Source organism: Gordonia sp. (in: high G+C Gram-positive bacteria), from assembly GCF_049647785.1.
Classification (GTDB): domain Bacteria; phylum Actinomycetota; class Actinomycetes; order Mycobacteriales; family Mycobacteriaceae; genus Gordonia.
Window position 1 is genome coordinate 1 of the sequence record NZ_JBARYI010000058.1, and the last position, 14281, is coordinate 14281.

General features: G+C 63.7%; 15 protein-coding genes. 7 read left to right on the forward strand and 8 right to left on the reverse strand.

The genetic code is table 11. From position 1 onward, the window contains the following. The 6 genes from WBA38_RS09105 to cysE all read left to right on the forward strand — a co-directional run. On the forward strand, window positions 1-671 hold a 671-nt coding region (locus WBA38_RS09105), incomplete at its 5' end, for a DUF222 domain-containing protein (RefSeq protein ID WP_424322533.1). Window positions 672-918: 247 nt separating this feature from the next. Further along, on the forward strand, window positions 919-1533 hold the full coding sequence (locus tag WBA38_RS09110) for a biotin transporter BioY (protein ID WP_424293055.1): 615 nt from the start codon (window positions 919-921) through the stop codon (window positions 1531-1533). Beyond that, on the forward strand, window positions 1526-2221 hold the full coding sequence (locus tag WBA38_RS09115; protein WP_424293056.1) for an energy-coupling factor ABC transporter ATP-binding protein: 696 nt from the start codon (window positions 1526-1528) through the stop codon (window positions 2219-2221). Before WBA38_RS09110 ends, WBA38_RS09115 begins: the two co-directional genes overlap by 8 nt. Then, window positions 2218-2814 carry a CbiQ family ECF transporter T component gene (locus tag WBA38_RS09120; protein WP_424322534.1) on the forward strand — a complete coding sequence of 199 codons (597 nt, stop codon included), beginning with the start codon at window positions 2218-2220 and terminating at the stop codon, window positions 2812-2814. The genes WBA38_RS09115 and WBA38_RS09120 overlap by 4 nt, the downstream gene beginning before the upstream one ends. A 331-nt stretch (window positions 2815-3145) precedes the next feature. Further along, the gene (gene cysK, locus WBA38_RS09125) at window positions 3146-4084 is read left to right on the forward strand and encodes a cysteine synthase A (protein WP_424293058.1); all 939 of its coding nucleotides are present in this window, start codon (window positions 3146-3148) and stop codon (window positions 4082-4084) included. After that, window positions 4084-4662, forward strand: coding sequence for a serine O-acetyltransferase (gene cysE, locus WBA38_RS09130; RefSeq protein ID WP_424293059.1), 579 nt, complete (start codon window positions 4084-4086; stop codon window positions 4660-4662). The genes cysK and cysE overlap by 1 nt, the downstream gene beginning before the upstream one ends. Window positions 4663-4703: 41 nt before the next feature. On the opposite strand, the gene WBA38_RS09135 is transcribed toward cysE, so the two are convergent. The 5 genes from WBA38_RS09135 to guaB form a co-directional block, all read right to left on the reverse strand. After that, window positions 4704-6452 (reverse strand): GMC family oxidoreductase N-terminal domain-containing protein, encoded by a 1749-nt coding sequence (locus WBA38_RS09135; RefSeq protein WP_424293060.1) that lies wholly within the window; start codon window positions 6450-6452, stop codon window positions 4704-4706. Window positions 6453-6501: 49 nt separating this feature from the next. After that, window positions 6502-7089 (reverse strand): TetR/AcrR family transcriptional regulator, encoded by a 588-nt coding sequence (locus WBA38_RS09140; protein WP_424293061.1) that lies wholly within the window; start codon window positions 7087-7089, stop codon window positions 6502-6504. Next, on the reverse strand, window positions 7086-8306 hold the full coding sequence (locus tag WBA38_RS09145; protein WP_424322535.1) for a cytochrome P450: 1221 nt from the start codon (window positions 8304-8306) through the stop codon (window positions 7086-7088). Before WBA38_RS09145 ends, WBA38_RS09140 begins: the two co-directional genes overlap by 4 nt. Before the next feature lie 111 nt (window positions 8307-8417). Next, window positions 8418-9584, reverse strand: a complete 1167-nt coding sequence (locus WBA38_RS09150; RefSeq protein WP_424293063.1) for a GuaB3 family IMP dehydrogenase-related protein — start codon at window positions 9582-9584, stop codon at window positions 8418-8420. Between the two features lie 61 nt (window positions 9585-9645). Then, complete coding sequence (gene guaB / locus WBA38_RS09155; protein ID WP_424293064.1) at window positions 9646-11157, reverse strand: IMP dehydrogenase; 1512 nt, start codon at window positions 11155-11157, stop codon at window positions 9646-9648. 65 nt (window positions 11158-11222) lie between these two features. Here guaB and WBA38_RS09160 point away from each other — a divergent pair, with 65 nt between their 5' ends. Continuing rightward, complete coding sequence (locus WBA38_RS09160) at window positions 11223-11609, forward strand: DUF5319 domain-containing protein (RefSeq protein WP_424293065.1); 387 nt, start codon at window positions 11223-11225, stop codon at window positions 11607-11609. Between the two features lie 96 nt (window positions 11610-11705). Here the strand turns inward: WBA38_RS09160 and WBA38_RS09165 are convergent, their stop codons facing one another. The 3 genes from WBA38_RS09165 to WBA38_RS09175 form a co-directional block, all read right to left on the reverse strand. Beyond that, the gene (locus WBA38_RS09165; RefSeq protein ID WP_424293066.1) at window positions 11706-12533 is read right to left on the reverse strand and encodes an anti-sigma-D factor RsdA; all 828 of its coding nucleotides are present in this window, start codon (window positions 12531-12533) and stop codon (window positions 11706-11708) included. Beyond that, window positions 12533-13105: a sigma-70 family RNA polymerase sigma factor gene (locus WBA38_RS09170; RefSeq protein ID WP_424322536.1), complete on the reverse strand. Its 573-nt coding sequence runs from the start codon at window positions 13103-13105 to the stop codon at window positions 12533-12535. The genes WBA38_RS09165 and WBA38_RS09170 overlap by 1 nt, the downstream gene beginning before the upstream one ends. Window positions 13106-13176: 71 nt before the next feature. Then, window positions 13177-13977 carry a hypothetical protein gene (locus tag WBA38_RS09175; RefSeq protein WP_424322537.1) on the reverse strand — a complete coding sequence of 267 codons (801 nt, stop codon included), beginning with the start codon at window positions 13975-13977 and terminating at the stop codon, window positions 13177-13179. Window positions 13978-14281 lie beyond the last annotated feature (304 nt).

Below are 14281 nucleotides of genomic sequence, written 5' to 3' on the forward strand. Positions count from 1 at the left end.
ATGACCGTTCGCTCGGCCAACGCCAGCACGACGCCCTGCTGGCGCTGCTGGAGGCCGAGCAAGCCCTGCGGCCCGGCACCGGCCGGGCCCTGTCCTCGGAGTTGGTCATCACGGTGACCGACCGGGAGTTGGCCGAACAGGCCGGAGTCGCCCTCACTGCGACCGGCACCCGCGTTCCAGTCGGCGAGCTCGTCGACCTCGCCGCGAATGCCACCCCGCATTTGGCGGTCTTCGCCAACTCCACCGGCCAGCCCCTGTACTTGGGGCGGGGGTCGCGGTTGGCCAACAAGCCCCAACGCCTCATGCTTTTCGCCCGCGACCGCGGGTGCACCGCCCACCACTGCAATGCCCCGTTCGCCCGGACCGAGGCCCACCACTTCCCGGACTGGGCCGACGGTGGTCCCACCGATGTGGACCATTTGGGCGCCGCATGCGGACGCCACAACCGCAGCGTGGGCAAGAACGTCGGCGAGTGGGAAACCAAACTCGTTGTGGACGGCCCCGCCCGGGGCCGGGTCGCCTGGCGACCCCGCACCCCCGGCAGGCGTGCCGCGTGGCGGGTCAACCCGACCCACCACGCAGAGTTGCTCCCCGTGAACGGCCCGCACGGCCCGCCGGCTCCGGAAGATTCTCGGCTCGAGGCCCACCTCGAGCACCTGTTGGGGGCGTAACCCACCCGACCAGCCGGACACCCCGGCCGGTCGGGGGTTCAGTCACGCCCACACAACCCAACAAACGCAGATTGGACAGCGAAACGAGGGTTGGGCGGGGCGACTTCTGAAGAGCCCTCCGCAGCGACGAAGCGCTAGCGAAGGAGCGAGGACTGCCGAAGCAGAAGTCGCCCCGCCAAACCCAGACAACCTGTACAACGTACAGGCCCGGTGACGTACCGATATCCGGGGCGAATACGATGTTCACATGACGAATCCCTCCCCAGAGATCGCGGACACTCGACGCTGGTGGTCGCTGACCACCGTCGACCTCGCGCAAGCCGCGGTCTTCGCCGCGCTGATCGCAGTCCTCGGCCTCGCCCCGGCGATCAATCTCTCGGCAGGTGTGCCGATTACGCTGCAGACCCTCGGCGTAATGCTGGCGGGTGCTGTCCTCGGACCGAAGAAGGGCACTCTCGCCGTCGCCATCTTTATGGTTCTAGCGATTGCGGGCCTACCGATTTTGGCTGGCGGCCGTACCGGATGGGTGGCATTGAACTCCCCGACCGGCGGCTATTTCCTCGGGTTCCTGCCCGGTGCCCTGGTCGTCGGCCTGCTCACCGCCTACATGATGCCCCGCTACAACATCATTCTCGGCATCATCATCAACTTCATTGGCGGCGCCATTGTTATCTACATTTTTGGCATCACCTATCAGATGATTCGCACGGACCTGGGTCTGTGGAAGCTCATTACCTTGAATGCTCCGTTCTTGATTGGTGACACGATTAAGGCGGTTATCGCCGCCCTGGTCGCTGCGCCGGTCCATCGTGGCCGTCCCGGTCTCATCACTCCGCTGCGGTCGAAGCGTAAGAGTGTCTGACCAGGATGGCTCCATCCTCTTCGAGGGCGTTGAGCATGCCTTCGGAGATCGAGTTGTGTTGCGCGGCATCAACCTCGAAATCCGCGAGCATCGTGTCGGGATCGTCGGCGCTAATGGCAGTGGCAAGTCCACCCTTGCCCGAATGATTAATGGACTTGTCCTCCCCGACCGCGGATCGGTCACGGTGAACGGGCTCGACGTCCGCAAAAATAAGCGCAAGGTGCGCCGCGACGTCGGCTTCATTTTCTCCGACCCGGACCGGCAGATCATCATGCCGACCGTCGTCGAGGACATCGAATTGTCCCTGTCGCGAATCATCTCGGATAAGGCGCAACGAAAGGCCCGCGCCCATGAGGTTCTCGCAGATTTCGGTCTTGCCGGACACGCCGACCAGCCGGCGCATCAACTCTCGGGAGGGCAGAAACAGTTGCTGGCACTCGCGGCCGTCATGGTGGTGGGCCCCAGCATTCTGGTAGCCGATGAGCCGACCACGATGCTCGACCTCCGGAATTCGCTCATGCTGAGAGAGACTTTTACCGAACTGGCCGAGCAGTTGGTGGTCCTGACCCACGACCTCCCCATGCTCGATGAGTTCGATCGCGTTATCGTGCTCGATGACGGACGGGTGGTTGCCGACGACGCCCCGGCTCCGGCGATTGCGTTTTACCGGACGTTGATGAGTCGATGATCGGCGTCTACGTTCCCGGAAATTCGCTGTTGCATCGACTGCCGGCGGGTTTCAAAATGCTCGCCCTGATGGCGGCGATCATCACCGTTGCGGTGGTGGTCCGGACGCCGATGGCTGCGTGGATCGCTCTCGCGGCTACGGCCGCGGTGTTTCTCATCGCGATGATTCCGTTCCGTGCCGCGTGGTCGCAGATCCGTGGCCTGCTGTGGCTGCTTGGTGTGCTGTTCCTGTTTCAGTGGATCGTCACCGACCTTTCGCGTGCGTTCGTCGTGACTGCGATTCTGCTTGCCTCTGCTGGGCTGGCGGCAGTCGTCACGCTCACCACTCGCACCACCGATATGCTCGACGCGATCATCGGCGCACTGCGCCCCGTGGAGCGTTTCGGTGTCCGCACCGACCTCATCGCCATGACGTTCGCCCTGACCATCCGCAGTATCCCGCTCATCGCCGATGTTCTCTCGCAGGTAGACCAGGCACGGCGTGCGCGGGGCCTCCGCGCTGGCCCGCGAGTTCTGCTGGCGCCCACCGTTCTTGCGGCCCTGCAGACGGCGGACGGGTTCGCCGAAACCCTGGCCGCGCGCGGCATGGATTGACCGGTTCGGTGCCACTTCCGCATTGCGCGGAACAACTGCTGTCGCCGACTTGTTAATCTCAATAGTGACGGCCTACGACGATGAGGAGAACGCGGTGGAGATCTTCCCGCACTTGTCGCGCGCTCTGTTCGCTCATTCCGCGTATCTGCTGACCGATCACTGTCTGTAGAGCGCCCGATTTCCGTGTGCCGAGCCTGTTCGGCACTCGTTTTCCGGCGCTCACCCCTCAGCCCGCGTTCCGATGCATTCGCATCGAACGCTTTTCACCGCCCCCGATCCACCCTGTACGGACGCCCGCGCGCGTCCACCCAAAACACTCTGAGGAATTGACATGTCGCCCAACGTTTTCGACGACGCCACCGCTCTTATCGGACGCACCCCGCTGGTGCGCCTCAACCGCATCACCGACGGTGCCGGGGCTACCGTCTTGGCGAAGCTCGAGTACTACAACCCGACCAACTCGGTGAAGGATCGCATCGGCGTCGCCATCGTCGACGCTGCCGAGGCCTCGGGCGAACTACCTCCGGGCGGCACCATCATTGAGGCCACCAGCGGCAACACCGGCATCGCGTTGGCGATGGTCGGCGCAGCTCGCGGCTACAAGGTGGTACTCGCGATGCCCGAGTCGATGTCGAAGGAACGTCGCGCGCTGCTGCGCGCCTTCGGTGCCGAGCTGCTCCTGACCCCGGCCGGTGAAGGCATGGCTGGCGCAGTGTCCGCTGCGGAAAAGGTCGCCGCCGAGCGTCCCGGAGCGGTGCTGGCTCGCCAGTTCGCCAACCCCGCTAACGCTGACATCCACCGTCGCACCACCGCGGAAGAGATCTGGGCCGATACCGCCGGCGATGTCGATGCGATCGTGGCCGGAATCGGCACCGGCGGCACCGTTACCGGCATCGGCCAGGTGCTGAAGGACCGCAAGCCAGACGTCAAGATTTACGCTGTCGAGCCGGCCGAGTCGGCCATCCTCAACGGTGGTGCACCCGGCCCGCACAAGATCCAGGGTCTCGGCGCCAACTTCATCCCCGAGGTACTCGACCAGACCGTGCTGGACGAAGTCATCGACATTGATGCCACTACCTCGGTCGAGTGGGCTCGTCGTGCGGCCACCGAAGAGGGGCTTCTCGTGGGGATCTCGTCCGGTGCCGCTATTGCCGCCGCCGTCCAGGTCGCAAAGCGCCCGGAGTTTGCCGGCAAGACGATCGTTGTTGTGCTCCCCGATTTCGGTGAGCGCTACCTGTCAACCCTGCTATTTGAAGGATTGGTGGACTGATGTCCAAGCTGTCGCGATTGCGCGAAGAGTTGCTCGAGGACCTGCGAGTCGCTCAAGAACGGGATCCGGCAGCTCGATCGGCATTCGAGATTGCCCTCGCCTACCCCGGGGTGCATGCCGTCTGGATTCATCGACTCTCGCATCGGCTCTGGAATTCCGGCATGGTGGCGAAGCTGCCCGCGCGACTTCTGTCGCAACTCGGGCGCTTCGTCACCGGCATTGAGATTCATCCGGGCGCGGTGATCGGTCGACGACTATTCATCGACCATGGCATGGGCGTCGTGATCGGTGAGACGACCGTCATCGGCGACGACGTCCTCATGTTCCACGGCACCACCCTTGGCGGTGTGAGCATGTCGAAGGGCAAGCGCCATCCGACTGTCGGCAACCGCGTCCTCATTGGCGCGGGCGCCAAGGTCCTGGGGCCGATCAGCATTGGCGACGACGCGAAGGTCGGCGCCAATGCGGTTGTCGTGCACGACATTCCGGCTGGCAGCGTAGCTGTCGGACCCGTGGCGACCACCCGCGGACGCGTCACCCAAGCGGACCCCTACGCTGACCCCGCGCTCTACATCTAAGGGCCGGACTACCGATCAGGTAACACCAAAGCCGGTGACGGTCAGGCCGTCTCGACCGACTTCGGCTTGTTCACCGGCGTGATCGACAAGCGGAGCGCACCCGGCGCGCTGGCTGGCACGACCGGCGCGTTGGGTGCCACCGGATCCAAACGGGTGTACGCCTCCCCCTGTGCTGGGCGCGTATCGGCTTCGCCCTTGTTGGGCCAGAGTGACGCTGCGCGTTCTGCTTGCGCACAGATCGACAGCGACGGGTTCACACCCAGGTTTGCGGTGATGGATGCGCCGTCGGTGATGTGCAGCGTCGGGTAGTTCCACACGCGGTGGTAGGGATCGATGACGCCGGAGGTTGGTTCGTCGGAGATCACGCAGCCACCGAGGTAGTGCGCGGTGAGCGGCATGTTCGCGACGTCGCCCCAGGTACCCCCCGCGAGACCGCCGGGCAGTTTGCGTGCCATGCGGCGCGTCGCCTCATTCCCCTTCGGGATCCACGTGGGGTTCGGTTCGCCATGTCCCTGCTTGCTGGTCACGTAGCGGAACGGGCCGCGCTTGCGAACAAAGGTGGTCAGCGAGTTGTTGCTGGTTTGCATCACGAGCGCAATAACGGTCCGCTGGCTCCACTGCCGCACCCAGAGGAGGCGGATCAGCAGCAGCGGGTTCTTGATGATCTCTTTCAGCGCCTGCCCGAGCCGGTTGGGGACACTGCCACCGTCGGTCAGGATGGTCTGCAGGTAGGCGATGGCGTTGCTGCCCTTGCCGTAACGCACCGGTTCGATGTGCGTGGTGCTCTCCGGATAGAACGACGACGTGATCGCGACGCCCTCGGAGTAGTCGCTGGCGGGGTCGTACTTGCGGGCCATTGCCCCGAGGATCGACTCCGAGTTGGTCCGGGTCAGGACCCCAAGCGAGTCCGACAGCTTCGGCAGGGTCGAGCCTTTGGCCGCGTGCATCAACTTTTGGGTATTGAAAGTTCCTGCCGCCACGATCACCTGTCCGGCACGGAAGGTACGACGCCGTGCGCCGAACGGACCCCACGACGACGATCCGTGCGTCGACACCGTCCACGACCCGTCAGCATTCTCGACGAGGCCGTCGACGGTAGTGCGGTCGATGATCTTCGCGCCGTTGCGTTCGGCGAGACCCAGGTAGTTTTTCATCAGGGTGTTCTTGGCACCGACGCGGCAACCGGTCATGCAGGCACCGCACTCGGTGCAGGCGGTGCGGTCGGGGCCCGCGCCGCCGAAGTACGGGTCGGCGACCTTTTCGCCGGGGGCACCTTCGCCGCCCGTCTTGGCGCCGAAGAAGACACCGACCGGGGTTGGGCCAAAGGTTTCGCCGACTCCCATGTCCTCGGCGACTTCCTTCATGACGCGGTCAGAGTTGGTGAAGGTCGGGTTTGTGACGACTCCGAGCATGCGACGCGCCTGCTCGTAGTGGGGTGTCAGTTCGGCTTCCCAGTCGGTGATGTGATTCCACTGCGGATCGGTGAAGAACGGCTTCCCCGGCTTGTAGAGGGTGTTCGCGTAGTTCAGGGAGCCACCGCCGACACCTGCACCAGCCAAGATCATGACGTCCTTCAGCAGGTGCATGCGCTGGATGCCGTAGAGGCCGAGTTTGGGAGCCCAGAGCCATTTGTGAAGGCGCCAACTGGTCTTGGCAAACTGGTCGTCTTCGAAGCGTCGACCGGCTTCGATTACCCCGACCCGATAGCCCTTTTCTACGAGGCGGAGCGCGCTGACGCTGCCCCCGAATCCGGAACCAATGATGAGAACGTCGAAGTCAGTCTGCGCCATAAGTGATCATGCTAATGATCATTGGCGAGGTATCAAAGTAAGCGCAGGCTCAGTAGTTACCCGCCGGTACCCCGGTGGAGATCACCCCGGGGGTGACGAACTGCGAAATCATGGCGCGTTCCTGCTCATCCGATTCGCCGGGAACCGTCAACAGCGAGACGATCACCCGTATCACCCACCGTGCGGCCAACTGGTTGTCCGGCGTGCCCGGCCCCAGGAAGGCTCCCGCCGCCTTCTCGATCAGCTCCGACGACAACGCCAGCTCCGTGGTGACCCCCGCGCCGCGCGGCACAAACCACACGGCCAAGGCCCGATCTCGGCGAACCCGGTGCAGTGCCGCCAGAATCGACGAGGTCAGTCGCTCACCCGGGTCAGCAAGGTGCGCCACCCCCGCCGCCACTTCGGCCCCGATACGCCGCGCTACCCGCTCCACGTAGGCCAACTGCAGTTGGGTGCGACCGTCGAAGTAGCGGTAAAGCGTGGCGCGCGAACATCCGACTGCCGCGGCAATGTCCGACATGGATGCTTCCGCGCCGAGCTCTTCAAAGACCTGCTCGGCGATCGCCAGGATTCCGTCCTGCACCACTTCGCGACGCGCACCGCGCATCCACTCGGTGCCTCGAGGTTGATCGCTCATGCCGTGAACGGTACCGACACCGGTCGTCGGACATAGTTTCCGGTTGCCCACTCGATTCCGTCGACGTCGACCGCGAAATCAGGGCAGCGTTTCAGCAACTCTTCCAACGCAATTCGCGCTTGCATCCGCGCCGCCGAAGCACCGAGGCAGTGATGCGCCCCGTGACTGAAGGTCAGGATGTTCGACGGGTCGCGATGCACGTCGAGTTCCCCCGCGTTGGGTCCGTACATGCGCTCGTCGCGGTTGGCCGACCCGTAACAGAGCAGCACCTTGCGGCCCGCCGGAATTGGCACACCTTCGATCTCGACGTCGGCGGTGGTGGTGCGACACAGCCCCTGCACCGGCGAGGTGAGCCGTAGAAGTTCGTTGACGGCAATCGGTAAGATATCCGGTTCCCTCAGCAGCACCTCGCGCTGGTCGCGATGCAGGGTGAGGAGCGCTGAGGAACCGCCGAGCATGCCGGTAGTCGTGTCGTTGCCACCGGAGACCATCGTGAACGCGAACGCCAATACCGACAGCAGGCCGCCGGGGTTTCCCTCCGGATCGTCAGCTAGGCCAGCCGCCACCAAATGCGACACCGTGTCATCACCGGGATGATTGCGACGAAAGTCGATGAGGTCGGTGAAGTACGCCATCAATCCCATCACCGCGCCTGCTGCCCCCTGCGCGGCCGCTCCCATGTCGGCACCGGGGTTGGCGGCGACGATGGCGTCGGTCCACTCATCGAACTGGCTGCGGTCCGCTTCTGGTACGCCCAAGTAGTGCGCAACCACCATGCTCGGTAACGGTTTGAACAGGTCGACTGCGATGTCGCCGCCGCCGCGGGCCGACAGGTCTTCGAGTCGCTCGGAAACAAACTGGCGGACAATTGGTTCCAGCGTGGTGACCTGCTTGGGCGTAAATCCGCGAGCCACGAGCTTGCGAAAGTCTGTGTGCCCCGGCGGATCTTGCATCACCATCGGCGGGTTATCTTGCAGCCCAATCTTTTCCAGCTCGCCGTAAGTCACGGTGAGACCCTGTGCGGAGGAGAACGTCTCCCAGTCGCGGGCCGCCGCCATCACGTCTTCGTGACGCGTGAGCACGTAGAAGTCCGACTCCGGATGCTTCTCCGGCACTACGTGATGCACCGGGTCGTTGTCCCGCAGTGCGGCGTACATGTCGAACGGATTGCGCCAGGAGTCGCCAGATCGGAGCGTGTACGACAAAGTCTCGGTCATGTCTTAAGACTGAGACAAATTTACAATACTGTCAATAGGTTGGGGCCCGAAAAGACCGCTGCCGCCCGTTGGTTAAACCAGCGAGCGGCAGCGGTGAAGAGCAGGGAGACGTCAGGCGCGGACCGACAGTCCCACCTTCTGGAATTCCTTCAGGTCGGAATAGCCAGCCTTGGCCATGGAACGGCGCAGACCGCCGACCAAGTTCAGCAGGCCGTCAGGGTCGTCGGACGGACCGTTCAGCACCGTATCGAGCGAAGGTCGTCCTTCGTCGAGTGCCACCTGCAGCAGGGCACCGCGCGGGGTATCCGGGTGTGCCGCAGCCGACGGCCAGAACCAGCCGTGGCCGGGAGCCGACGCAGCTGCTGCGAGCGGGGTACCCAGAACTGCTGCATCCGCACCGCAGGCGATGGCCTTGGCGAGGTCGCCCGAGGTGTGGATGTCACCATCGGCGATCACGTGAACGTACCGCCCACCGGTCTCGTCCAGGTAGTCGCGGCGTGCTGCGGCAGCGTCGGCAATGGCCGTGGCCATCGGAACACCGATACCCAGCACCTCGTTGGTCGTGGTGGACCCCTCGGTAGAGCCGTAGCCGACGATCACGCCTGCCGCACCGGTCCGCATCAGGTGCAGTGCCGTGCGGTGGTCGTGGACGCCACCGGCGATCACCGGGATGTCGAGGTCGGCGATGAACGTCTTCAGGTTCAGCGGCTTCACCTCCGACTCATCGTCGTCGGTGCGGTCAACCAGGGTCACGTGCTCTGCGGAAATGATGGTGCCGTGAACCACCAGGACTTCCGCGCCCGCCGCGATCAGCGTCGGCGTCAACTCGGGTGCGTGCTGCGGGCTCACGCGCACGGCGGTGGTGACACCGGCCGCCCGAATCTCAGCGACCGCTTTCGACAGGAGGTCAGGGTTGATTGGTGCCCGATGTAGTTCCTGCAGGCGACGAATGGCTGCCGACGGGTCGGGATTGTTTTCCGCAATCTCGACCAATTCGGCGATCTTTTCCTCGACCTGCTCGTGGCGGGCCCACAGGCCTTCGCCGTTGAGGAGGCCCAAGGCTCCGGCCTGGCCCATGGCAATCGCCGCAGCGGGCGAACCGAGGGCGTCCGTCGGGTGGTTCAGGATGGGTGAATCGAAGCGGTAAGCATCGATCTGCCAGGAAGTCGAAACGTTCTTCGACGACCGTGTCCGACGAGAGGGGACAATCGAAATGTCTTCCAATTCGTACGTCCGGCGGGCCGTCCGTCCCATACCGAATTCGACGAGGTCACGCACTATTGCGCCTTTCTAGTGGACTTCCGATGAACAGCTACGGCGAAGGCCGCCGCAAACCGGCTCAGCGTGAATAGTAGTTGGGCGCCTCAGCGGTGAGGGTGATGTCGTGAGGGTGGGACTCTTTCAGACCCGCCGCGGTGATCTGAACGAAGCGCGCTTGCTGCAGGTCGTCGATCGTTTGCGAACCCGTGTACCCCATCGCGGCACGCAGTCCACCGGTCAACTGGTGGATCACCTGCGACAGCGGACCGCGGAACGGAACCCGGCCTTCGATACCTTCGGGAACGAGCTTGTCTTCAGCGAGGACGTCGTCCTGGAAGTAGCGGTCCTTGGAGTACGACTTGCCCTGGCCGCGTCCCTGCATGGCACCCAGCGACCCCATGCCACGGTAGCTCTTGAACTGCTTGCCGTTCACCAGCACCAACTCACCGGGCGACTCAGCGGTACCCGCCAACAGCGAGCCCAGCATTGCGGTCGACGCGCCGGCGGCCAACGCCTTGGCGACATCGCCCGAGTACTGGAGACCACCGTCGGCGATGACGGGGATCCCAGCGGGCGCACAGGCTGCGCTGGCCTCGAGGATCGCGGTGATCTGCGGCGCACCAACACCGGCGACGACGCGCGTGGTGCAGATGGAACCGGGACCGACACCGACCTTGACCGCGTCAACACCGGCATCGATCAGCGCCTGAGCACCTTCGCGGGTGGCGACGTTGCCGCCGATGAGCTGTACGCGATCACCGATCTCAGCCTTGAGCTTGGCGATCATCTCCAGCACGCCGCGCGAGTGGCCGTGCGCACTGTCGACAACCAGCACATCAACGCCAACCTCGGCGAGTGCGAGCGCGCGCGTCCAGGCTTCGTCGCCCGCACCGACCGCCGCACCGACGAGCAGTCGACCATCGGCATCCTTGGTGGCGAGCGGGTGCTGCTCGGTCTTCACGAAGTCCTTGACCGTGATGAGGCCGGTCAGCTTGCCTGCTCCGTCGACGATCGGCAGCTTCTCAATTTTGTGACGACGCAACAGCCCGAGCGCGGCTTCCGCGGACACGCCTTCGGCGACGGTGATCAGCGGTGCCGGGGTCATTACCTCGGACACCTGACGAGAACTGTCGGCTTCGAAGAGCATGTCGCGGTTGGTGATGATGCCCACAAGGTCGCCGCCCTTGTCGACGACGGGCAGGCCAGAAATCCGGTAACGCCCACAGATCGCGTCAACCTCGGCGAGGGTGTCGGTCGGGAGGCAGGTCACCGGATCGGTAACCATTCCGGCCTCGGAGCGCTTCACGGTGTCAACAGCGGCGACCTGCGCCTCGACCGACAGGTTGCGATGCAGGACGCCCATGCCACCGGCGCGGGCCATGGCGATCGCCATGCGCGCTTCAGTGACTGTGTCCATAGCCGAACTCACGAGAGGCACCTTGAGGGTGATTCCGCGAGTCAATTTCGATGAGGTATCCACCGCGTTGGGGACCACCTCGGAGGCTGCCGGCAACAGCAGCACGTCATCGAAGGTGAGTCCGAGCATTTGGACCTTGTTTGGATCATCTCCACCAGTACGTACCTGCGTCATCTATACATCGTATCCACTGCGAAACGAGTGCGCCGTTGGCGTCCGGTTTCAGCTACGGTGGAAGCGTGCATGACCAGTTCCCTGGGCTCCCGCCAGATCCGTTCGCCGGAGACCCTGACGACCCCGCTTCGGCACTCGAGGCCCTCGACCCCGGAATCCCCCTTGACGAGGGAGAACGCACCGCTGTCGAGGAGGATCTCGCTGACCTCGACGTGTACCAACGCCTGCTCCACCCCCGGGGTGTTCGCGGGTTGGTGGTGATGTGCGAGGACTGTCGTGAAGATCACTACCACGACTGGGACATGCTTCGTTCAAATCTGAAGCAGTTGCTCATTGATGGTTCCGTGCGGCCACACGAACCGGCCGTCGATCCGCAGCCCGAGGACTACGTCACGTGGGACTACTGCCGTGGCTACGCCGACGCCTCGCTGCACTATCACGAGCGCTACTAGCTGCCAGCAGACCTGTAGCAGACGCAAATCAAACAGCGCCGCCGATCGTTACCTGGACTGGTAACAATCGGCGGCGTTGTTTATTGCTCTTGTTAACTACTCAGCTGGTGAAGTACTCGTCACCAGGCTTGAAGCAGGCGTTGACGACGAAGGCTTCGGGGTTTCAGACTTGGTCGGCGTCGGGGTCTTGGTACTCGACTGAGTACTCGGCGGCGTACTGGTCTCCGACGGCGTGGTCGGATCAGTCGTCGGTTCCTCAGGCACCGTCGTGTCGGTTACCGTGGGCACTGAAGAAGTAGACGGCAAGGCTGGCAGCGAGGGAATCAACGCGCCGGGATCCTGCTGCTTGATCTCGTCAATCATTTCCCGGAGTTGGTTGACCTCGTCCTTGTCGCGGATGGGGCCAAGATCGTCTTCCGCCTTGGCAATCAACTTCTTGGCTTTGACGGTGTCGCCCGCGGCCAGCGCCTTGCGGGCCTCGTTGATGTTGCCTTGGGCATCCATCCGGGCCTGGGTCTGCTGGGCCTGTTCGGAGAACACGACCTGTTTCACGTTCCACAGCGGATCACCCGGTTGCGAGCCCTCCGACAACACCAGGAGACCGGCTCCGGCAATTGCGAGGATCGCCGCCGCACCCGAGATGATGCGTAGCCTGCGCGAGAGGCCGCCGCGACTTTCGCGTTCATTCACGCGAACGATCGCTTCTTCGACGGCGTTGATCGTCGGTGCGGTGGGCATCGGCGTCGCCAGCGTATCTGCGCGCCAGCCAGCGATCAGACCTGCGAGTTGGTATTCGGTCTCATCGTTGATGATGGCCGCGCGTCCGGCAGCGAGGTCGTCAATGAATGCATCGTCACGGCGAACCGCAGACACGTCGATTGGGCCGCTCGACATGTCGTCTGAGGACATGTTGTCTTCGGTCATCAACGCTCACCCCTTGGATCAATAGTTTTCTTCAGTTTGGCGAGTGCCCGATGCTGGGCAACACGGACTGCTCCGGGACTGCTGCCGACCATTTCTGCGGTTTCTTCCGCAGACAGCCCCACGACCAGTCGCAGCACCAAGATCTCGCGCTGCTTCTCTGGCAGGATCGTCAGCAGTTCTCGCATCTGCCGCGAGGCGTCCGATTCGAGAGCGGACTGTTCGGGTCCGTTCGCGAAATCCACGTAGTCGGGAACTTCGTCGACAGGATCGGCTTTGACTCGCGCAGCCGACCGCATCGCGTCGGCAACCTTGTGCGAGGCGATGCCGTAGACGAATGCCATGAAAGGCCGCCCTTGGTCTTCGTACCTGGGCAAAGCTGTCATTACCGCCATCAACACCTCCTGCGCTACGTCGTCGGCCGAGAACAAGTGCCGTTCACCAACACCGATGCGTCCCCGGCAGTACCGCAAGACTGGCTCACGTACTGATTCGAGAACTGAGTTCAGCGCTTGACGGTCGCCGCCAGCTGCTGCACGGACCGCTTGACCCAACGCCTCACCTGTCAGTTTCATCGTCGCTTCGGTGCCCAAGTGTTACGCATTCGAGAAGAAATGACTGAAGCTCTTCTTTGTGCCGTCTTCCGTCAGTCATTGATCAAGCCTACCGATCCACGATTGTCCGGTTCCGCAACGGGCACAAAGGGCATGCCCCAGTCGATCAACACCGCTTGCAACTCGGCAGCTCGAGCGGCGGCTTCGCCTCCATCCGGGCGCAATCCGGCGAGCATGGTGCGCGCCGCCCATTCCAAGGGCGCGAGGCCGGCCGCGGCGCAGTCGTTGGCGATCCGTTCAGCATCGTCGGCGGCAGTGTCGCCGTTACTTGCCGCGGTGGCGATGAGCGCAGTCTTGAGCCGATGCCGGATCGACGGCGCGTCGGCCGCCAACTCAACGGCCCGCGCGGCGAGGCTGGCTGCGGGAGCACCCGAGTAGAGAGCCAATTCGGTGCGTACCCATGCAAGGCGCAGCTGGAGCCTGCCATCACAAGCCCATTGCGGCTCATAGTCCGTTTGGGCCGACCACAGTTGTGCTGCGGCACGATCGAGAAGTCGACGAGAGCCGTCGAAATCCCAAATCCCCAGACTGTCTGCTGCCAGTCCCACCAAAGCGTCAATCTGGGCTGCACGCGCCCAGGGGCTGGCAGTGCGCGCCTGCGCCGCCACCAGCAGCGCCGCCCCGTCGTCTATCTGCGCGTCGGCGTGCCGACCGGCCTGGCGGGTCAGCGAAGCCCTCGTCGACAACGACAGAGACTTCACGGCTGCGTCGACTCGCGGGTCGCGGAGCAGGTCGGCCACCACGGTCCGTGCGGCAGCCGCGCGCCCGCGAGCGCCGAGTTCCACGGCGTCGACCCATCGCATCAGGCTGGCGACATCACCACTCAAGGCCATTTCCGTCTGAAAAACTTCCCGAGGATCAGCCCACCACTGGTCCAACATTTCCCAACACGCCTTTCGTCAATCGCGCTCCGATGAGGAATACAGATTGCATTTCGACTAACAAACGATGATCAAACGGCGGCACATTTGCCCCAACCGAAAACTCCCGTTAGCGCTGCCGTTACTTTCGTAAGCTTGCGCTCCATCTTCTCATTGACGCCCGGACCATCGGGAATCGCCTGCAAGCAGCCAGCTTCTGGCGAATATCCGCAGGTCAGGGCGAACAAGGTCGGACCACTGCGGGCCACACTATCAG

Coding starts and splice junctions, on each gene's coding strand:
- WBA38_RS09175 (WP_424322537.1), bottom strand. CDS start 13,977: ATGGCCTTGAGTGGTGATGTCGCCAGCCTGATGCGATGGGTCGACGCC.
- cysK (WP_424293058.1), top strand. CDS start 3,146: ATGTCGCCCAACGTTTTCGACGACGCCACCGCTCTTATCGGACGCACC.
- WBA38_RS09170 (WP_424322536.1), bottom strand. CDS start 13,105: ATGAAACTGACAGGTGAGGCGTTGGGTCAAGCGGTCCGTGCAGCAGCT.
- WBA38_RS09165 (WP_424293066.1), bottom strand. CDS start 12,533: ATGACCGAAGACAACATGTCCTCAGACGACATGTCGAGCGGCCCAATC.
- WBA38_RS09110 (WP_424293055.1), top strand. CDS start 919: ATGACGAATCCCTCCCCAGAGATCGCGGACACTCGACGCTGGTGGTCG.
- WBA38_RS09120 (WP_424322534.1), top strand. CDS start 2,218: ATGATCGGCGTCTACGTTCCCGGAAATTCGCTGTTGCATCGACTGCCG.
- WBA38_RS09135 (WP_424293060.1), bottom strand. CDS start 6,452: ATGGCGCAGACTGACTTCGACGTTCTCATCATTGGTTCCGGATTCGGG.
- guaB (WP_424293064.1), bottom strand. CDS start 11,157: ATGACGCAGGTACGTACTGGTGGAGATGATCCAAACAAGGTCCAAATG.
- WBA38_RS09145 (WP_424322535.1), bottom strand. CDS start 8,306: ATGACCGAGACTTTGTCGTACACGCTCCGATCTGGCGACTCCTGGCGC.
- WBA38_RS09140 (WP_424293061.1), bottom strand. CDS start 7,089: ATGAGCGATCAACCTCGAGGCACCGAGTGGATGCGCGGTGCGCGTCGC.
- cysE (WP_424293059.1), top strand. CDS start 4,084: ATGTCCAAGCTGTCGCGATTGCGCGAAGAGTTGCTCGAGGACCTGCGA.